20 protein-coding genes are annotated in these 16,946 nt (G+C 64.1%); 9 read left to right on the top strand and 11 right to left on the bottom strand.

Annotated elements, in window-relative coordinates:
- Positions 1-15: 15 nt before the first annotated feature.
- The 4 genes from MUN23_RS19695 to MUN23_RS19680 form a co-directional block, all read right to left on the bottom strand.
- On the bottom strand, positions 16-363 hold the full coding sequence (locus MUN23_RS19695; RefSeq protein WP_003802221.1) for an RNA polymerase-binding protein RbpA: 348 nt from the start codon (positions 361-363) through the stop codon (positions 16-18).
- Positions 364-611: 248 nt separating this feature from the next.
- The gene (locus MUN23_RS19690; protein ID WP_058932460.1) at positions 612-1,562 is read right to left on the bottom strand and encodes an SPFH domain-containing protein; all 951 of its coding nucleotides are present in this window, start codon (positions 1,560-1,562) and stop codon (positions 612-614) included.
- A 32-nt stretch (positions 1,563-1,594) separates the two neighbouring features.
- Entirely contained in the window at positions 1,595-2,059 is a 465-nt protein-coding gene (locus tag MUN23_RS19685; RefSeq protein ID WP_104060872.1) for an NfeD family protein, read from the bottom strand.
- A gap of 102 nt (positions 2,060-2,161) precedes the next feature.
- Positions 2,162-3,049, bottom strand: a complete 888-nt coding sequence (locus MUN23_RS19680; RefSeq protein WP_248760556.1) for a methyltransferase domain-containing protein — start codon at positions 3,047-3,049, stop codon at positions 2,162-2,164.
- A gap of 100 nt (positions 3,050-3,149) precedes the next feature.
- On the opposite strand from MUN23_RS19680, the gene MUN23_RS19675 reads away from it, so the two are divergent.
- Complete coding sequence (locus MUN23_RS19675) at positions 3,150-5,147, top strand: S9 family peptidase (protein WP_248760554.1); 1,998 nt, start codon at positions 3,150-3,152, stop codon at positions 5,145-5,147.
- A 28-nt stretch (positions 5,148-5,175) separates the two neighbouring features.
- Here MUN23_RS19675 and MUN23_RS19670 read toward each other — a convergent pair whose 3' ends face one another.
- Complete coding sequence (locus MUN23_RS19670) at positions 5,176-5,841, bottom strand: peptide deformylase (protein ID WP_248760551.1); 666 nt, start codon at positions 5,839-5,841, stop codon at positions 5,176-5,178.
- 59 nt (positions 5,842-5,900) lie between these two features.
- Between MUN23_RS19670 and MUN23_RS19665 the strand changes: the two genes are divergently transcribed.
- Complete coding sequence (locus MUN23_RS19665; protein WP_248760549.1) at positions 5,901-6,320, top strand: nuclear transport factor 2 family protein; 420 nt, start codon at positions 5,901-5,903, stop codon at positions 6,318-6,320.
- 12 nt (positions 6,321-6,332) lie between these two features.
- Here MUN23_RS19665 and MUN23_RS19660 read toward each other — a convergent pair whose 3' ends face one another.
- From MUN23_RS19660 to MUN23_RS19650, 3 genes are read right to left on the bottom strand one after another with little or no spacing between them, the layout of a single operon-like run.
- Entirely contained in the window at positions 6,333-7,475 is a 1,143-nt protein-coding gene (locus MUN23_RS19660) for an NAD(P)/FAD-dependent oxidoreductase (RefSeq protein ID WP_248760547.1), read from the bottom strand.
- Positions 7,468-8,127 (bottom strand): class I SAM-dependent methyltransferase, encoded by a 660-nt coding sequence (locus MUN23_RS19655; RefSeq protein ID WP_248764149.1) that lies wholly within the window; start codon positions 8,125-8,127, stop codon positions 7,468-7,470. Before MUN23_RS19655 ends, MUN23_RS19660 begins: the two co-directional genes overlap by 8 nt.
- Before the next feature lie 45 nt (positions 8,128-8,172).
- Positions 8,173-9,354 (bottom strand): type III polyketide synthase, encoded by a 1,182-nt coding sequence (locus tag MUN23_RS19650; protein WP_248760545.1) that lies wholly within the window; start codon positions 9,352-9,354, stop codon positions 8,173-8,175.
- Between the two features lie 709 nt (positions 9,355-10,063).
- Between MUN23_RS19650 and MUN23_RS19645 the strand changes: the two genes are divergently transcribed.
- The 5 genes from MUN23_RS19645 (at position 10,064) to MUN23_RS19630 (ending at position 14,341) form a co-directional block, all read left to right on the top strand.
- The gene (locus MUN23_RS19645) at positions 10,064-11,161 is read left to right on the top strand and encodes a site-specific integrase (RefSeq protein ID WP_248760543.1); all 1,098 of its coding nucleotides are present in this window, start codon (positions 10,064-10,066) and stop codon (positions 11,159-11,161) included.
- Between the two features lie 5 nt (positions 11,162-11,166).
- Entirely contained in the window at positions 11,167-11,499 is a 333-nt protein-coding gene (locus tag MUN23_RS19640) for a helix-turn-helix transcriptional regulator (protein ID WP_248760542.1), read from the top strand.
- A gap of 181 nt (positions 11,500-11,680) precedes the next feature.
- A complete protein-coding gene (locus MUN23_RS19635; RefSeq protein WP_248760541.1) occupies positions 11,681-12,985 on the top strand; it encodes a hypothetical protein in 1,305 nt (434 codons plus the stop codon).
- A 94-nt stretch (positions 12,986-13,079) separates the two neighbouring features.
- Positions 13,080-13,382 (top strand): hypothetical protein, encoded by a 303-nt coding sequence (locus MUN23_RS23700; protein WP_371875941.1) that lies wholly within the window; start codon positions 13,080-13,082, stop codon positions 13,380-13,382.
- 125 nt (positions 13,383-13,507) lie between these two features.
- Positions 13,508-14,341: an AAA family ATPase gene (locus tag MUN23_RS19630; protein WP_248760540.1), complete on the top strand. Its 834-nt coding sequence runs from the start codon at positions 13,508-13,510 to the stop codon at positions 14,339-14,341.
- A gap of 104 nt (positions 14,342-14,445) precedes the next feature.
- On the opposite strand, the gene MUN23_RS19625 is transcribed toward MUN23_RS19630, so the two are convergent.
- The 3 genes from MUN23_RS19625 to MUN23_RS19615 all read right to left on the bottom strand — a co-directional run bounded on the left by MUN23_RS19625 (position 14,446) and on the right by MUN23_RS19615 (position 16,012).
- Complete coding sequence (locus tag MUN23_RS19625) at positions 14,446-14,799, bottom strand: DUF6176 family protein (protein ID WP_248760539.1); 354 nt, start codon at positions 14,797-14,799, stop codon at positions 14,446-14,448.
- A gap of 323 nt (positions 14,800-15,122) precedes the next feature.
- On the bottom strand, positions 15,123-15,593 hold the full coding sequence (locus MUN23_RS19620; RefSeq protein WP_248760538.1) for a VOC family protein: 471 nt from the start codon (positions 15,591-15,593) through the stop codon (positions 15,123-15,125).
- Positions 15,594-15,616: 23 nt separating this feature from the next.
- Entirely contained in the window at positions 15,617-16,012 is a 396-nt protein-coding gene (locus MUN23_RS19615) for a VOC family protein (RefSeq protein ID WP_248760537.1), read from the bottom strand.
- Positions 16,013-16,125: 113 nt separating this feature from the next.
- Between MUN23_RS19615 and MUN23_RS19610 the strand changes: the two genes are divergently transcribed.
- Together MUN23_RS19610 and MUN23_RS19605 are read left to right on the top strand one after the other, a co-directional pair.
- The gene (locus MUN23_RS19610; RefSeq protein ID WP_248760536.1) at positions 16,126-16,521 is read left to right on the top strand and encodes a DUF3054 domain-containing protein; all 396 of its coding nucleotides are present in this window, start codon (positions 16,126-16,128) and stop codon (positions 16,519-16,521) included.
- 120 nt (positions 16,522-16,641) lie between these two features.
- Positions 16,642-16,923 carry an Lrp/AsnC family transcriptional regulator gene (locus MUN23_RS19605; protein WP_058932444.1) on the top strand — a complete coding sequence of 94 codons (282 nt, stop codon included), beginning with the start codon at positions 16,642-16,644 and terminating at the stop codon, positions 16,921-16,923.
- The last annotated feature ends 23 nt before the right edge of the window (positions 16,924-16,946 follow it).

Here is a 16,946-nt window from a genome sequence, read left to right as displayed (position 1 = left end):
TGACCGCCGCTGTGGTCAGGCGCTGCGCCGTTCGCCACGGCGCTCGCGCAGGATGGTCAGCCGGTCCTCGAGGATCTGCTCCAGCTCCGGAAGGGAACGGCGCTCCAGGAGCATGTCCCAGTGCGTACGGACAGCCTTTTCGTTGCTGGTGTCCGGACGTTCGCCATCAACGAGGAGCGCTTCCTTGCCGGTCTTGGAAACCCACACAGGAGGAATTTCAGCCTCTGAAGAGAACGTCACGAAGACCTGCTCGCCGTCCTCGCACCGGTATTCGACGCGCTGGCGCGGAGCCGGCTCAACGCCGGACTCGGTCTCCATGCTCTGCGCGCCAAGGCGCATACCCCGCAGGCTGCGATCGCTCATGTTTTCTCCCTCTGGTCGGTTCGCGGAGCAGGACTCCACGCAAGCCGGAACGGCATAACCGCCCCGGACTACTGTGTGCACTGTGCTGCATCATAAGATTCAACGCATTGCGAAGCTTTCTTGTTCCAGCGGATCTGGTCCGACCGGACAAATACCCAATTATACCGGTGTGGGGCCTAGCCGCAAAACGGGAGGGGACCCGCGACCAAGCGCGCATCCCCTCCCGCCCCGCATGAGGCTAATCCGTGTCAGGACCCAGGCTGTTTAGCGGGTTCCTCGTCGAAAAGCCCGCCGCCGCCCGCGGTCGGACCAGGATTGGTACCCCCGAGCGCCTGGCCGATGCCCTTGAGTGCCTCGCCAATTTCGCTGGGAACGATCCACAGCTTGTTTGATGATCCCTCTGCGATTTTCGGAAGCGTCTGAAGGTACTGGTAGGCCAGGAGCTTCTGGTCGGGGTTGCCCTTGTGGATGGCGTCAAAGACCTTCTGGATGGCCTGTGCCTCACCGTCTGCGCGGAGGATGGCCGCCTTGGCGTCGCCCTCAGCCGCAAGAATCGATGCTTGCCGTTGGCCCTCGGCGGTGAGGATGGCGGACTGCTTGGTGCCTTCGGCCGTGAGGATCGCAGCGCGGCGGTCTCGCTCGGCCCGCATCTGCTTCTCCATCGAGTCCTGGATCGAGTGGGGCGGGTCAATGGCCTTGAGCTCCACGCGCGAGACCCGGATGCCCCAGCGGCCGGTTGCCTCGTCCAAGACACCGCGCAGCTGGCCGTTGATCTGGTCGCGGGATGTGAGCGCCTCTTCCAGGTTCAGGCCGCCCACAACGTTACGCAGGGTGGTAGTGGTGAGCTGCTCCACGGCCTGGATGTAGTTGGCAATCTCATAGGTGGCGGCACGCGGATCAGTGACCTGGAAGTACACCACAGTGTCGATGGACACCACCAGGTTGTCTTCGGTGATGACCGGCTGCGGCGGAAAGGACACCACCTGCTCCCTCAGGTCCAGGAGCGGCAGGAGCCGGTCCACAAACGGGATCAGGATGGTGAGCCCCGGGTTAAGGGTCCGCTGGTACTTGCCGAGCCGTTCAACGACGCCGGCCCTCGCCTGCGGGATAATCCGCACCGAGCGGACCAAGACAATGATCACGAACACGATCAGGACCACCAGCACAATGGCCAGGGCGGCTCCTCCTGCGTTGTCCATACGACTCCTATTCCCCAATTGTTAGGCTGTACTTAGGACTGAGTGGCCTGCTCCGGCTGGGCGGAAACCACAGCCGTGGCCCCGTCGATGGCGGAGACCACGGCCTTCTGGCCGGCAGGCAGGACGCCACCGGAGGACCGGGCGCTCCAGACATCGCCCCCGATCTTGACGAGGCCGCCGGTGGAGCTGACTGCTTCCATCACCAGGGCCTGCTCGCCGATGAGCCGGTCAATGTTGGTGCGTTGGTCGGCGGGTCCCTTTTTCAGATGGCTTAGTGCCACCGGGCGGACAAAGGCGATCATCAGCAGGGAGACGACGCAGAACACCACAATCTGCAGCCACAGGTCAGCGCCGGCAAAATCTGCGACGAGCGCGGCAAGTGTTCCGCCGCCGAGCATGATGAAGAACAAGTCAAGGGTGATCATTTCGATCACTGCGAACGCGAGGAAGGCGGTGAGCCACAGGGCCCACCAGTTTTCGCCGAGCCATTCAAACATTCCGTCCCCCTTGACCATTCGGTAGCTGTTTATTTATCCTAGTCCGCCGGAAAGCAGGACGGCAGGTTGCGTGAAGGGCAGCGGTTGAACGTGGCCAAGTCGTTACGGTGCGGACCGTGCCGGACGGAAGACCGTGATCCGGAATCGTGCCTCCACCTGGGTCGACACCCCGCCGTTCCCGATTTTGGCCGCAATGGCCGCGCGGTCCAGGTGGTGCCCGGCCGGACCCATGAAGGCCAGGTCAGCCAGCTCGCTGGGCGTTAGCATCATCAGGATATCCAGGTCCCGGGTGGACTCGGCGGCGAAGTGCGGCGAGAGGGATTCTGCCAGCCGCGCGTCCTTGTCGTCCTCAATGGACAGCATCCCTGCCTGGGCGGCAACAGCAGCCAGGTGTCCGGCGCGCGGCGTCACCACCACCAGCCTTCCGCCGGGGCGGAGGACCCGGGCGAATTCGGCGGCGTTGCGGGGGGCGAAGATCACCGTGATGGCATCGACGGCGGCGTCGGCCACCGGAAGCGGCCGCCAGACATCGCAGGCAAGGCTGATGGCCCCGGGGTTGAGGCGCGCGGCGCGGCGGAGCGCGAACTTGGAGATGTCGAGCGCGACGGCGGCGCAGCTGGCGGTGCGCCGCTGCACCTCATCCAGCACCACCCTGAGATAGTGGCCGGTCCCAGTACCCGAGTCGAGGACTGTGAATGGTTCGCCCGGGGTTATCCCGGACACGACGGCGGCCGCGACGGCGTCTGCCAGGGGGCGGTAATGTCCGCCGTCGAGGAAAGCGAACCGGGCCGCCACCATCTCTGCGGTGTCGGCTTCAAAGACTGTCCCCTTGCCCACCAGCAGGTTGAAGTAGCCCTGCTTCGCCGCGTCGAAGCCGTGCCCGGACCCGCAGACCAAGGCCTTGCGGGCCGCGTCACCCGGCCCGCCCCGGACATTCAGTGCGGCGCCGCACACGGGGCAGCGCAGCGGAGGGCGGGGGCTTGATGGCATACGGACTATCTTAGGGCGGGGAGCGGGCCGCCGCGGAGCCCGCGCGAGTGTTCCGGCCGCATGTTCGCTTGGGGGAAAGCCGCACGTTAGGCTCACGTGGGTGAAGCCAGAACACCTCCCGCTGCTCAATTCCGTCTCCGCACCGGCGGTTCACCCGGACGGCAGCCGTGCTGTTGTGTCGGTGACCAGGCCGGATTTCACTGCTGATTCCTACGTGGGCCAGCTGTGGAACATCCCGTTGAACCAGGAGCAGTTGCCGCGGCGAATAACCAGGGGCTTCCGGGACACCGGCCCTGCATTCTCTCCTGATGGACTGGTCCTCGCCTTCCTCCGGACAGGCGGACCATCATCGAAAGCGCAGCTCGTCGTGGTGGAGGCCGGCGGCGGTGAACCCCAGGTCATTACCGACAGGCTGCTCGGAGTGGAGTCCTTCGCCTGGTCTCCCGATTCGCACCGCATTGTCTTCAGCTCCCGCGAGCCCGAGGCCGGACGGTACGGCCGCAGCGAAGCCATCACCGCGGAGGCGGAGGCCCCACGGCTGATCTCCTCCTACCAGTACAGGCTGAACAGCGTTGGCTACACGCGCGACAAGCCGCAGCAGCTGTTCATCGTGGACGTCCCGGAACTCGGCGGCGAACCGCTGGCACCGCCTGCGGCTCCGTCGCTGCCGGAAGCCCGGCAGCTGACATCGCTCGCCACGGAGGCCAGCTCCGGAGTTTTCAGTGCAGACGGATCAGCCGTCTACTTTGTGGCAGCACCGCCGGAGAACGATGACGACTTGGCCACCTTGATCTACAGGGTGCCGGTCACCGGCGGCGACCCCCTCCCGGTGGATCAGGGAGTAGCCGCACCTCAAACCGTATCGGAGGTCCGGCAGTCCCGGGACGGCAGATGGCTGTTCTACATTGCCCGGGACCTGGGCGGCTCCGGCCGGGACTTCGTGGCACGTAACGCCGTGCTGTACTGCGTTACGGCCGACGGCGGCGTGCCGGTTGCGCTGACCGACCCTGAGCTGATGGACGTTGCCGGTCCGGGTGCCCGGATTGAGCTCCGCGGCCCGGACCACGCCCTGGTCCTGAACAACGCGCAAGGCTCGGTTGAGCTCCTCGAGCTGGGGGCGACGGGCGGGCATGCCCTGCTGGTGCACGGTGACAAGGTGGTGACGGGGGCTGCCTGGGCGGGTGGTTCGCTGCTCGTCGTATTCGGCGATCCGTCCACCCACGGGGACGTCGGAGTGCTCGACGACGGGCAGCTGCGGCTGCTGACAGACTTTTCGGCCGTTCTGCGGACACAGACGGACATTTTGGTTCCACAGGAGCTGACGTTTGAGGCACCCGATGGCTATCCCGTCCATGGCTGGCTCGTCAGGCCTGCGGGTAAGGGTCCGCACCCGGTCCTGTTGAACATCCATGGCGGGCCGTTTGCCCAGTTCACCGTTGCCCTGTTCGATGAAGCCCAGGTGTACGCGGCTGCGGGCTATGCCGTGCTGATGTGCAATCCGCGCGGCTCTGCCGGCTACGGCCGGGAACACGGGCTGGCCATCAAGGGCCGCTTTGGCACCGACGACATGGAGGATATCCTCGCGTTCCTGGACGGGGCGCTGGCCAAATTTCCGGCGCTGGACGCGGGCCGGCTGGGCATCATGGGCGGCTCGTACGGCGGATACCTGACCGCCTGGACCATCGCGCACCACCACAGGTTCCAGGGTGCCATTGTGGAGCGTGGATTCCTGGACCCCGTCAGTTTCGAGGGCTCGGCCGACATTGGCTGGTACTTCGGCAGGGAATATCTCGGCAGCTCAACGGTGGGGGTCGCCGCGCAAAGCCCGTTCGAGCACGTGGGCAACGTGCAGACCCCGACGCTGGTCATCCACAGCGAAAACGACCTCAGGTGTCCGCTGGAGCAGGGCCAGCGGTATTTCACGGCCCTGAAGCGGCGGGGTGTGGAAGCCCAGCTGCTGGTGTTCCCGGGCGAGGACCATGAACTTTCCCGGTCAGGCAGGCCGCAGCACCGGCGTCAGAGATTCGAGCACATCCTGCGCTGGTGGGCTCGGTTCCTCCCGACCGACGCAAATCCGGCAGACGCACCGCCGGAGTGACGAGGAGGCGTGCTGGGGTGCAGGCGCGTCAGGGGTTCTCGGGCAGGAAGCCCAGGGCCGCACGCGCCTTTCCGATCCCCGGCTCGGCCCAGTTGGCGGCGTACTCGACGTTCGAGCTCAAGGACCTCAACTCGGCGCGGTCAACGTAGAGGGTGCCATGGAGGTGATCGGTTTCGTGCTGCACAATTCTCGCCTGCCAGCCCTCGAATTCCCGTTCCGACGCCAGGCCTCCGGGGGTCTCGAACCGGAGCAGCACCCGTTCTGGCCGTACTACCACTGCCTGCAGGCCGGTCAGGGAGAGGCACCCCTCGAAGAACGCTGCGCTTTCCGTTCCGACGGCCGTGTAGTGCGGGTTGATGATGGTGAGGAACTCCAACGGGCTACGGTGCCGCAGGGCAGCGGCCTCGGGGTCGACGTCGTACTGGTCCTCAAGGACTGCCAGCTGCAGCGGGATTCCGAGTTGCGGGGCGGCCAGCCCCACACCAGGGGCTTCGTACATCACTTCGCGCATGAGGGCAATCAACCGGTCCAGCTCGCCGGCGCTGATCTGGCCGTCGAAGGGCGCGGCCTGCTGGCGGAGTACGGGATTCCCGGCCTGGACGATGGGCGGCAGCGATCCCGCAGACAGGATTTCCTGCACCCGTTCCCTCAGGTGCGCAGGAGTGAATGAAGTGGGCGGTGATACAGCGGTCATGCGGAAAGCCTAGCGGCGGAAGCCGCAGGGCGTCGGCCGCGTCGGCTAATGTCGATGCCATGGCTGAACTGATGGCGTCCGAACCCAACGCACTGGAACTTGTCCTGGACTTTATCCGGACCCTGGAAGCCGGCGGTGACGGCGGGGCCATCGGCCGTTTCCTCGCTGCGGACTTCGTGCTGGTCGAGGCGCCGCATCTGCTCGCGGCTGAAGGCTCCACGCGGACGCGGGACCAGGCGATGGCTGGCCTCGATCAAAGCGGCGAAGTAGTGGCGGACCAGAAGTTCGGGATCCGCCGCACTACCTGCGAAGGCGGTCGGGTTGTGGTGGAGGCCGACTGGTCGGCGCGGACGCTGATGGACCTGCGGTACTGGGATGCCGGGGAAACCATCCGCGCCCGGACGTCGTCGGTCTTTGAAGTCCGGGACGGCCTGATCATCAGCCAGGACAGTTACGACTGCTACTTCGTGAATTCCTGACCCGCGCGGGGGTTACTGCATGGTGAACCGGCGGGCCACCAGCCTGTTGGCCGCCGGAATGCCGGACACCGCGCTGACTGCGTGGTTCCTCAACGCCAGGAAAGGTGGCGACAGCGGGCGCCCCAGCGTCATATTCACTTCGGACTGCCATCGCGCCACCGAGGCGGCCTTGCGACGCCGGGCTGAATAGGCGTGCAGGCGTTGGCCAACCGGATTCCCCGCCAGGGCATCACAGATGATCGGTGCGAGTTCCGCCGCGTCCAGCCAGCCAAGGTTCATGCCCTGACCGCCGATGGGGCTTATTTCATGGGCAGCATCACCGATCAGGACGGCCCGCCCCGAGACTGATCGGCACGCCACCGTGGAGCATGGGCTGAAGCTACTGAGCATGGTGTTGGTGACCGGGTCCGGCCGGATCCCTGTGCGGTGGTGGACCATCCGCGCCAGTTCGACGGCGTCCGGGACCGGTTCGGGCCGGGGAATCCTCACTACCCAGCGGCGGAGACCGCCCGGCAGCGGAAAGGATTCCACTATCCCTTCGGCTTCGAGGTACAGGACGGCTTCGTTCAGGTTTTCGCCGGTACCTTCGAAATCACCCATCACGTAATGGTCGGGATACGTTCGAGACGTGGCCGGGATGCCCAGCAGGTTGCGCATCAGGGACCGCGAGCCGTCGGCGGCGACCAAGAGCCGTGAGGTGATCCGGGTGCCCGCACCGCCTGTCTTGGTGGTGGCAGCTCGGACGGTGACCAGTCCGCCGTCGTCCGCTATTTCCGTCACCCTGGCGCCCCTGACGAGCGCCGCACCGTCGAGTTCGTGTACGCGCCGCTCCAGCAGTGATTCCGTTGTGACCTGGGGGAGTGACAGCACAAACGGGAAGCGCTCCGAGACCGATGCGAAAGACATTGACCCTACGGTCTTCTGGCCGCTGACTGCGATGCCGCCGCGGATCCGCACGCCGGCGTCAACCATGGCGCTGGCCACCGCTGCCCTGTCCAGCGCCGCGAGTGCGGGGGGATGGATGCCGATGGCCCGCGAGTGGTGTTCCCGGTGGAGCCGCTGTTCAAGGACCTGGACCGCGACGCCTTCCTGAAGCAGCAGGGCGGCGAGATACAGACCCACGGGTCCGCCGCCGACGATCACCACGTCAGCCATCGGGATGGTCCGGACCGTGCATGAGGACCTGATGGAAAGGGGAGTGGCGCGCCACTTGCCAGCCAGGGGGAGCGGCGGCGGTGAGTTCTGCCGGGGTGTAGCTGCGCCTGATCGAGGTCAGGCCGTCCGCACGGATGAACGAGCCGCGGAAGGGGAGGGCCGCCAGGGAGAAAAGTGCGTAGGCTGCGATGTTCCGGCGGAGATCGTTGTGCAAGGAAATCCGGCGCGCCAGGGCTTGCGAATCTGCCAGGAGCTGAGCCAGGTCCGCTGGTTGGAGGTGGTGGATGACGTGGTTCGATATGACGACGTCGAACCGGCGGCCTTCGCGGACCAGGTCGGCACTGTCCGCCTGGCGGAACCGGACTGCGACGTGGTGCGGGCGGCGTGACGAGTAGCTGTATGCCCTGGCGTCCGGGTCAATGCCGGTGACCTCGAGCAGCAGCTTGTCCCGGGCGGACCAGAGGGCGAGCTGGCGTGCCAGGTCCCCGCCGCCGCATCCTATGTCGAGGAGCGTGGTTTCAGTGTCGTGGGAGAGCAGGGGGCGAAGCTCGCGGCGGTACAGCTGCCGCCAGCCGGAGAACAGCCGGTTCACCAGTTCGAATTGCCGGTACGTGAGCTCCAGTTTGGTGGGATCACAGTCCGGCAGGTCCATCATTTCCACTGCGTCCGCAGCCCTTTGCCGCATCAGGGACACAGGTCAGACCAGCGACGAGGCCGCCTCCGGCTGCACCGCCGGCTTCCCGGTGGCTGCCTGGCGGAGTTTCGTGAAGAGCCCGGTCTCCACCGTGAGTCCGGGGCCGAACGCCATGGAGCAGATGCGTTCCTCACCCTCCACCGGCGGCTGCTCCAGGATGTGCCTGAGGACAAACAGCACGGTGGCGCTGCTCATGTTGCCGTAGTCCCGCAACGTATCCCGTGCCGGAACGAGTTGCTCGTCGGTGAGTTCAAGGCGCGTCTGGACCTTGTCCAGGATGCTCCGGCCGCCGGGATGGATGGCCCAATGGCGGATGTCCCGGTAGGGGAGTCCACGCAACGAGGGATCCCGGGCCAGAAGGGGCGCGAGGGCGCCGATGATGTGGTCGTCGATGATGTGGGGGACGTAGTTGCCCAGCACCATTTCGAAGCCGTGGTCGCCGATGTTCCAGGCCATGGATTCCTCGCCGACCGGCGTAAGGACGGTTTCGAAGTGGTCCAGTTGCATCAGCGCAGGTGCGTCCGGATCATTCCGGGCCGTAATGATGGCTGCCGCCGCGCCGTCGGCGAACAGCGCCGAACCCATGATGGTGTCGGGATCGTTCGAGGTCCGCACGTGCAGGGAGCACAGCTCGGCACAGACCACCAGGACAACGGCCTGCGGATCTGCTTCGCAGAACGACTTGGCGGCCCGCAGCGCCGGAAAGGCGGCATAGCACCCCATGAATCCGAGGTGATAACGCTGGACGGCCGGGTCCAGCCCCAATGCGCGGACGATCTTGTAGTCAGGACCGGGATTGAAGAATCCTGTGCAGGAGACGGTAATGACGTGGGTTATGTCAAGCAAAGACAGATCCGGGCAGGCGTCGACGGCAGCCCGGGCGGACTCGATGAAAAGTTTGGTTACCTCCCGGGCGAAGATCTCGTTGCGCACCTTGGTGGTGGGGTTCAGGAGCAGGCCCGTAGATGGATCAAAGAACTGCGGATCGTCCGAACGGAACGCCATGGTCATTTCTTCGACGGCGGTATGGCGCGTATCGATGGCGGCTGAATCGAAGCAAGTACTCACCAGCCGCGAGCCCAGCCTGGTCAGGCCCGGCTGAGCTGCAAAAACGTCCCGGGCTTCGGTCTGAACCAGCACGGTGGGCGGAACAGCAGTTTCGAGTGAACGCACATAGACCGTCATTGGTTCATTCTTGGCGAGCACAGGGGATTAGACAATGGCCGGGCTGGCCGGGGAGCCGTTTCCTGTGCCGCCGGCCTGTGTTCCGGACACAAAAGCGGGGCCGGCGAATTGTCCGCCAGCTTGAAGGGCTGGTGCTGGATACGGCCTGCGGAAAACGCAAAGGCGTTGCCATCTGGGGAATTACCACACGCAAGAGCAAGTCGGGCGATATTTTCGGCGTGTGCGCCGACCGGTGACCCAAACGTTGCCTTGCTCGGCGCGGATCAGGCCAATCCCTGGCATGTCGTTCCATGAGGCATAAATCATAGGTTTGGCCACAGGGCGACCAGCCGGACCAGACGTGCGGCAACATCTAACGGAAGCCCCGGTGTCGCCCGCTAAACGTCGGCTTAATGCAGGCCACTCTCCACTCTCCGATGACGCCGATAATCTACATTATGTAAAGTTGAACAGTGATTATTGCATCCGATGCACGATCACACCTCCTCCGCCCATTGCCACCCGGTACCGCGTCACTTGAAGTAGAAATATGCCTGTGACCTGCGGAAACACCGCGCGAATGGTCGGCGGGGCTACTCGTAGGTCCACCAAGCAGCCCTCAAAAGCTGGAGTGCATCAAGCTGGAATGGGCCCTCTGATCCGCGGATTTGCGCGGATTCTGCATTAATTGCATGATTCTTGCATCCAATGCAATGTATCAGGAGGGTTCGTGGCGGTCGATTTAGCGGGGCGGGTGCTCGACTTCGGCGCTGTGCGTTTCCTTCACCCGGAGGACCACGTGTTCACACAGATGCTCACGGGCTGGCGCAACCAGCAGCTGAGTAGGAACCTGTCGTTTGGCACGATCGAGGGCCGGGAACGGCTGGTGACGCGGTTCCAGGAGTCCACGAACGAGTATCCGTGGCAGTGGACGCCGGCCCACGTGGACGAGTTCTTCGGGGATCTGCGCAGCGTGAAGCGTGCCGCCCAGTCCACAATCCGGAGCTACCAGGCAGCGCTGAGGGCGTTCTGCGCCTATGCGGCGTCGCCTGAGTATGGCTGGGACCGGGTCTGTGAACAGTACTTCGGAACGCACCCTGCACAGGTATGTTTTGACTGGAACACCGCGGTCCATGCGCAGGCGACAGAGTCAGCTCCTGTCCGGCGCCCGTTCACCAGGCAGGAGTTGCAGGCCTTCTTTGACCGAGCCGATGACGAGGTGGACCGGATCGCGACTCTGGGCCGCAAAGGCTGGCTGCCGGCCTACCGCGACGCTGTCCTGTTCAAGGTGGCCTACTGCTGGGGGCTGCGACGCAATGAGGTCAGACACCTGCAGACTGTGGATTTTTCCAGGAACCCCCACGCGCGGGAGTTTGGCAAGTACGGGGTGCTGCAGGTCCGCTATGGCAAGGCCATGCGGGGCTCTCCCCCGAAACGCCGCAGCGTCCTGACAGTGTTTGACTGGTCGGCGGAGATCATCGCCGACTGGCTGGAACGCGGCCACCCGCACATGACCGACGGGCTGGACCTGTTCCCCTCCGAACGCGGCACCCTGGTTTCCGAGACCGCGCTGAACCGCAGGTTCAACCGCTACTGCCAAGACCTGGGCCTCTCCCCCGGCCTGGACATCCACTCGCTGCGCCGCTCCTACGTCACCCACCTGATCGAAGCCGGCATGGACCCCCTGTTCGTCCAGCACCAGGCTGGACACGAACACGCCTCGACCACGGCCCTCTATACCTCCGTCTCCAGCGACTACCGGATCAAAACGCTGCGCCGGGCCCTGGACTCCACCGTCCGGGACGCCCTTGCCGGAATGGAAGACTGAACCTCATGAAACGAGAGATCGACTACCGGTGGCGGCTCGCCGAACTCATGGCAGCCCGCGGAATGCACAACAGCACCGACCTGGGCCCGTTGCTGAAGGAACGCGGCATCGAGCTCTCGGCCTCCCAGGTATATCGGCTGGTCACCCAGCGCCCGGAACGTGTCTCGCTGATGATGGTCGCTGCTCTCTGCGATATCTTCTCCTGCGGACCCGAGGACCTGGTCACCGTCATTGCAACAGACGCCAAGGTCCGCAAGGTCGCCTCCGACGCCAACGTCGTGGACCTGAACAAGACCATCCGGCCAAAACGTGCCCGCGTGATCCGCGATGACGGCTGAAATCACACCGCGGCTTGTCGTCCGCGGCCGGCCCCGCACGACAGGAGACTTCACCTGCGACAGATGCTCACGGACAGCCGGCAGGCACCGCGCCAGCTGGCCAGAAGGCAGGATCTGCGGGACCTGCTTCACCGTCGCCATGCGCACTCACGGGCCCTGCCCCGGCTGCCGAACGGAGCGCATGCTCCCGGGAAGGTCTGCTGCCCACAGCGACCAACCGGTCTGTGTCGATTGCGCAGGTATCACCCAGGACTACCACTGCTCCGGCTGCGGCACGGAAACCGAGCATTACCGCCAGAACATTTGCGCACGCTGCTCACTTCGGGACGACCTCACCGTCCTGTTGCGCGTCGACGAGGCCCGGGGATCGGAAACCACGGCGACGAAACTGCTTGGCGCGCTCTGCGGAGCCCAGCGCCCCGAAAGCATCCTCACGTGGCTGCGTAAAACCGGTGTCCGCGATTTGCTAGCCCGGCTTGCCACCGGCGAGATCGCCCTCAGCCATGAAGCTCTGGACAAGGAACCAAACAGCCTGCGGGTGGAACACATGCGCAGCCTGCTCACCCACCACAAGTTACTCCCGGAGAGGGACCACTACCTCGCGCTCTTTCAACGCTGGCTCACGAGCAAGCTCGCGAACGTTGACGACGTCGACATCAGACGACCCGTTGAATCCTTTGCCCGGTGGCACCACCTGCGACGCATCCGGAGCCTCTCCGCAGAGGGGAAGCCCACCCGCGGTCCCGTACACAGCGCGAAGCAGGAAATCAGCGAAACCATAAAATTCCTCAACTGGCTCAAGCTCACCCACGGACGGACCGTCGCCTCGTGCGTCCAGGCCGACGTCGACGCTTGGCTGGCCGACGGCCCGACCACAAGGCACGCCATCAGAACCTTCTTCGTCTGGGCGGTCACGAACCGGACCTGCACCAACATCACCATCGGATTCCGGCAGGCCAAGACCGTGCCACTGCTCACCCAGGGCCAGCGCCTCGGAATGCTCAAAGCCTGCCTGACCGACAACATAGACACCCTGCCTTACCGGGTCGCCGCCACTCTCCTGCTGCTCTACGCCCAGCCGGTCGTGAAGATCGCCGCGATGAGAAGCACCGACGTGATCCTCACGCCCGACGGCCTGCGCCTGTCCCTCGGCGAAGGCGACCCTGCACCAGTACCGGAGCCGTTCGCGTCACTGCTCACAGAACACCTGGCCGCACGCCCCAACTTGCGCACCGGCAGCAGTTCAGGCAGCGAATGGTTGTTCCCCGGCTACCGGCCCGGGCAACACATCCACCCAAACACGCTCATGGAGCGCCTCAGGGAAATCGGCATCAACCTCCTCGGTGCACGCAACGCATCCCTCCGCGCGCTCGTCACCGAAGTTCCGGCCCCGCTCGTCGCCGAAATGCTCGGCTACAGCTATCAAGTGACCCAGAAGCACGCAACCGCGGCCGCCGAGCCCTGGTCCCGCTATCCAAGAATCTAGGCGACGCGGATAATGACTGACACCATCGGAATCGATCGATAGCCACTCCCTAGAGATCTGGGACGGGCCTCACGGATGGCAGCCCGACTAACGGATGGCAGCCCGACTAATGGAGGCAATGGTGGCAACAAAGGAAGAACTGCAACGGAGGCTTCAACGCATCCTCCGCTGGTTCCTTCCAGTAATGGTCATCATGCTGATCTCCACCGTCCTAAGCCTCGTTGGTGTCGATTCGGAGCCATGGCTCTGGACTCGGACCATTCTCTTCGGCATCGCCGTCCTCGTAATGGGCGTCCAAATAACCAGATTCTCGCTATGGCAGAGGGACGAGTACTGGCGAGAACGAGGAAGAGATCCTAAGCATCCGGAGCGGTTTCCGTCGACCGACGCTGAATAGTTCCAAAGTGAATATGCACGGTTACCAGTAGACTCAATGGCCATCGCGCCCCGCGGCCGTGCTGTTCGGCTTTCAGAACAGCGATGCCACCCAGCCTCGGCCTTCTATCCATGAATAATTGTCACGTGGACAACAATTTATCGCGCATCCAAAATGCCGTGGCGCATGCGCCCTCTATCAGCGGCATCAAGATAGTCGGAATCGACGGGCCCTCGGGCTCTGGCAAGAGCACCCTCGCGGGCAAATTGGCTTTCTTGCTGAAAGCACCGGTCATTCAAATCGATGACTTCGTTTCCTGGAACGACTTTTCCGGGTGGTGGCCCAGACTCGAGGCCCAGGTTCTTGACCCGCTACTGCGCAGGCAGCCTGCCGTCTACCAGCAACGGGACTGGGAGAGCGACGAATTCGGGGTCTTCCTGAATGGAACAGTCGGCGCCGGCAAGACGACGGTAGCTGGTTGTATCGGGAGGATCTTGCGACAGAAAGCCGTTGCCCACGCCATCATCGATCTGGATTCGATACGCCAGGCCTGGCCAGCACCACCGAGCGATAGATTCAACCATGAGCTCGAGATGGTCAATCTCGCATCGCTGGTCGAAAATTATGCTGACGCCGGCGTCGAGGCATTCGTACTTGCTGGCGTCATTGAGGATGCCACCGAAATTCCGCGCTATCGAAAGGCGTTGGGAGGCAGGCCACTTAAAGTCTGTCGGATTACCGCCGATGAATCGGTCCTCCGGACCCGCCTGAACGCCCGCCACCAGAATGACCCGGACGGGCTTCTCTGGCACTTGAACCGGGCTATCGAGCTAGAGAACATCCTAGTGAAACAGTCACTGGATGACTTCATGGTGGATTCTTCGGACAAATCAGCAGACGTGGTCGCACGGGAAGTCTTGGAGCTGGCCGCCCGTCAGGAGAGAAGCGGGTTCAGTCACTTGCCGCATTTACCTGCGTAAAAAAGCGTCCGTCCAGGGTTCCCCAACGGCACGATTGCAGTGGCCCCATCCGGACCACGCCCCCGAATGCACAATCCGGGGATGTTGACTGAACGGGATTCGGCCTAGCCCTCGTCGTTGTGATAATCGAAGGTGACCGTTGCCGGTGGGGGTCCCTCCAGCATTTCCTGCGTCAATCCGTGAACGTCCATGATGCGTTCCCGGAACCACACGTCGTAGGGATCGTCCGACTGCGCGAGCCCTTGGAAGGCCTTGGCGAGATCCTTGGCCTCTTGAAAGAGGCAGACGAAGTCCCCCTCCGGCGTCTGCATTAGCGAAGCCACTTCCCGAACCACTCCCATGCGCTTTCGGGACCGGTCGTGCTCTGCCCACCTTGGCCCCTTGGCTTCATCGTCGAACGCCTTCCAGGCCTCCAGTTTGCCGGGCAGAATCGGGGCGAACCAAGTAATGCACTCCATGACAGTTTCCCTTTCGTATGATCGATTACGGGCCCGATCCTAATCCTTTCCGGGGTAGCGGTACATAGCAGCTTTGGTGCACTGTCCACGCCGGCAAATAGTGCCGTCACGCGCATTCAGGGATCTCGACCTAGCAACGAGCCCTTTTGTAGAGCGCCCGGCGCCCGGTGGTGGCGGACCGGGAACCGCGGTGTTTCCGCCACTCCGATTCCCCCTGCTTTCTACGTCAGGCCCCGGGGCCGGGATGATGCACGACGGCAAAATGTGCTTCAGGCTACGGCAACGACCCCGTTGCCGGGGAGGCCCGGACTGCCCAGAGCTTCCTAACCGTCATAAGCCGTCTGAAGTGCGGCGATATCAAGCTTCTGCATCCCGAGCATGGCCTGCATTGCCCGCTGGGCACCCTCCGGATCCGGACCGCCAATCAGCGAGCCCAGGACCGACGGCACGATCTGCCAGGAGACGCCGAAACGGTCCTTCAACCACCCGCACTGGCTCTCCGCCCCACCGTCGGTCAGCGCCGACCAGTAGCGGTCCACTTCCTCCTGGTCAGTGCAGTCGACCACAAAGGAGACGGCTTCCGTGAAGTTGGCTGCCGCTCCCCCGTTCAGAGCGAGGAATTTTCGCCCCGCGATCTCAAAGTCCACGGCGATGGCTTGCCCAACCTGACCGGGACCGCCCTCGCCGAACCGCGAGACGTCCAGAATCCTGGAGTCGCCGAAGACTGACACATAGAACTCGGCGGCCTCTTCGGCCTGGTTCTCGAACCACAGGCATGTGGAAATCTTCTGCATGGTTGCTCCTTTCCGGCTAGAGCCTAGTCCGGGGCCGCATCCGGCACAACGGCCGGTGGATGCCGGCTGACCAGCCCCACCGTGTTCCCTTCCGAGTCACGGATGAAGGCCATCCACTCATCGGTTCCTGCCGGACCCAGGGTGGCGTCGCCATGGTGGAAGATCACCTGCGGCAGCGCAACTACCTCCACTCCCCTGCCCTGCAGGACGCTGATGCTGGTCCGGACGTCCTCCACCTCCAGATAGAGGACCGACGACGGTGCGCCGCGCTCCAGCAAGAGCCGGATGCCGTCCAGATCGAAAAACAGCAGCCCCGGCGGGTCGTATACCGCCGCTGGCTGCACCCCGAGCAGTTGTGAATAGAACTCTGCGGCCCGCTGGAGGTCTTGTGCCTGCTGGGCCACCTGGATCAGGCGCACTGTGCCTCCCGCTTGATAAGCACCGATGTTGTCCCACCCATCTTCCGTAATCCCCCGTAGCCGGGCAAACATCAGGACCAGGCCGCTGCCGTCGCCGGGTTAGGCTCGAAGCCATGACCTGGACCCAGCACCAATCCTTAACCGGCGGCAGGCGCGCCATCACGGTGGCGGCACTGTCCGACGTCGTCCTCATCCTCGTTTTCGCGGCCATCGGCAGGGATGCCCACCAGCGCGGCGACGTCGTCACCGGAGTGTTCCTCACCGCATGGCCGTTCCTGGCCGGGGCCGCCATCGCCTGGTTGGCGGGGCGGGCCTGGCAGCGTCCGCTGTCCATGGCAACCGGCGTCGTGATCTGGCTTGGCGCCGTTGCCGGCGGCATGATTCTAAGGGCCGTGACGGGACAGAGTGTGGTGGTGGCCTTCGTGGTTGTAGCGCTCTTGAGCCTGGGGCTGTTCCTGGTGGGCTACCGCGCACTTCTTGCGCTGGTACGCAGGCTTAGAAAGAGGTAATGTCGCCGCCGGCCACGCGTCCGGTCCACGCCTGTTGGACACGGCGCATGTAATAGGCTGGCATCACCACAGAGTCTTGCCGGGCACAGCTACGGCCAACAGATCCGGAAGGATTGAACAGTGATCACCGCATTCGTTCTGATCAAGACCGACGCCGCGCGCATCCCGGAAACCGCCGAGGAAATTTCCGCGATCCCAGGCATCAGCGAGGTCTATTCCGTCACAGGCGAATGGGACCTCATCGCCGTTGCCCGCGTCGCCCGGCACGAGGACCTGGCCGACGTCATTGCCGACAAGCTGTCAAAGGTGCCCGCGGTGGTTCACACCACCACACACATTGCCTTCCGTGCCTACTCGCAACACGATCTCGACGCGGCATTCTCTCTCGGCTTCGAACAGTAGGAACACTTCCCTGGAAACGACGC

Source organism: Pseudarthrobacter sp. SSS035 (assembly GCF_023273875.1).
GTDB lineage: Bacteria > Actinomycetota > Actinomycetes > Actinomycetales > Micrococcaceae > Arthrobacter.
Note: the sequence above shows the minus strand (reverse complement) of the source record. Positions and strands in the feature narration are given on the sequence as shown.

Excerpts from the sequence above, each read along its gene's own strand:
- MUN23_RS23700 (WP_371875941.1), top strand. The coding sequence starts at position 13,080 with ATGGCAGCCCGACTAATGGAGGCAATGGTGGCAACAAAGGAAGAACTG.
- MUN23_RS19670 (WP_248760551.1), bottom strand. The coding sequence starts at position 5,841 with ATGACCGCTGTATCACCGCCCACTTCATTCACTCCTGCGCACCTGAGG.
- MUN23_RS19690 (WP_058932460.1), bottom strand. The coding sequence starts at position 1,562 with ATGGACAACGCAGGAGGAGCCGCCCTGGCCATTGTGCTGGTGGTCCTG.
- MUN23_RS19640 (WP_248760542.1), top strand. The coding sequence starts at position 11,167 with ATGAAACGAGAGATCGACTACCGGTGGCGGCTCGCCGAACTCATGGCA.
- MUN23_RS19685 (WP_104060872.1), bottom strand. The coding sequence starts at position 2,059 with ATGTTTGAATGGCTCGGCGAAAACTGGTGGGCCCTGTGGCTCACCGCC.
- MUN23_RS19655 (WP_248764149.1), bottom strand. The coding sequence starts at position 8,127 with ATGGACCTGCCGGACTGTGATCCCACCAAACTGGAGCTCACGTACCGG.
- MUN23_RS19620 (WP_248760538.1), bottom strand. The coding sequence starts at position 15,593 with ATGCAGAAGATTTCCACATGCCTGTGGTTCGAGAACCAGGCCGAAGAG.
- MUN23_RS19665 (WP_248760549.1), top strand. The coding sequence starts at position 5,901 with ATGGCTGAACTGATGGCGTCCGAACCCAACGCACTGGAACTTGTCCTG.
- MUN23_RS19660 (WP_248760547.1), bottom strand. The coding sequence starts at position 7,475 with ATGGCTGACGTGGTGATCGTCGGCGGCGGACCCGTGGGTCTGTATCTC.
- MUN23_RS19625 (WP_248760539.1), bottom strand. The coding sequence starts at position 14,799 with ATGGAGTGCATTACTTGGTTCGCCCCGATTCTGCCCGGCAAACTGGAG.
- MUN23_RS19635 (WP_248760541.1), top strand. The coding sequence starts at position 11,681 with ATGCTCCCGGGAAGGTCTGCTGCCCACAGCGACCAACCGGTCTGTGTC.
- MUN23_RS19650 (WP_248760545.1), bottom strand. The coding sequence starts at position 9,354 with ATGACGGTCTATGTGCGTTCACTCGAAACTGCTGTTCCGCCCACCGTG.
- MUN23_RS19610 (WP_248760536.1), top strand. The coding sequence starts at position 16,126 with ATGACCTGGACCCAGCACCAATCCTTAACCGGCGGCAGGCGCGCCATC.
- MUN23_RS19695 (WP_003802221.1), bottom strand. The coding sequence starts at position 363 with ATGAGCGATCGCAGCCTGCGGGGTATGCGCCTTGGCGCGCAGAGCATG.
- MUN23_RS19680 (WP_248760556.1), bottom strand. The coding sequence starts at position 3,049 with ATGCCATCAAGCCCCCGCCCTCCGCTGCGCTGCCCCGTGTGCGGCGCC.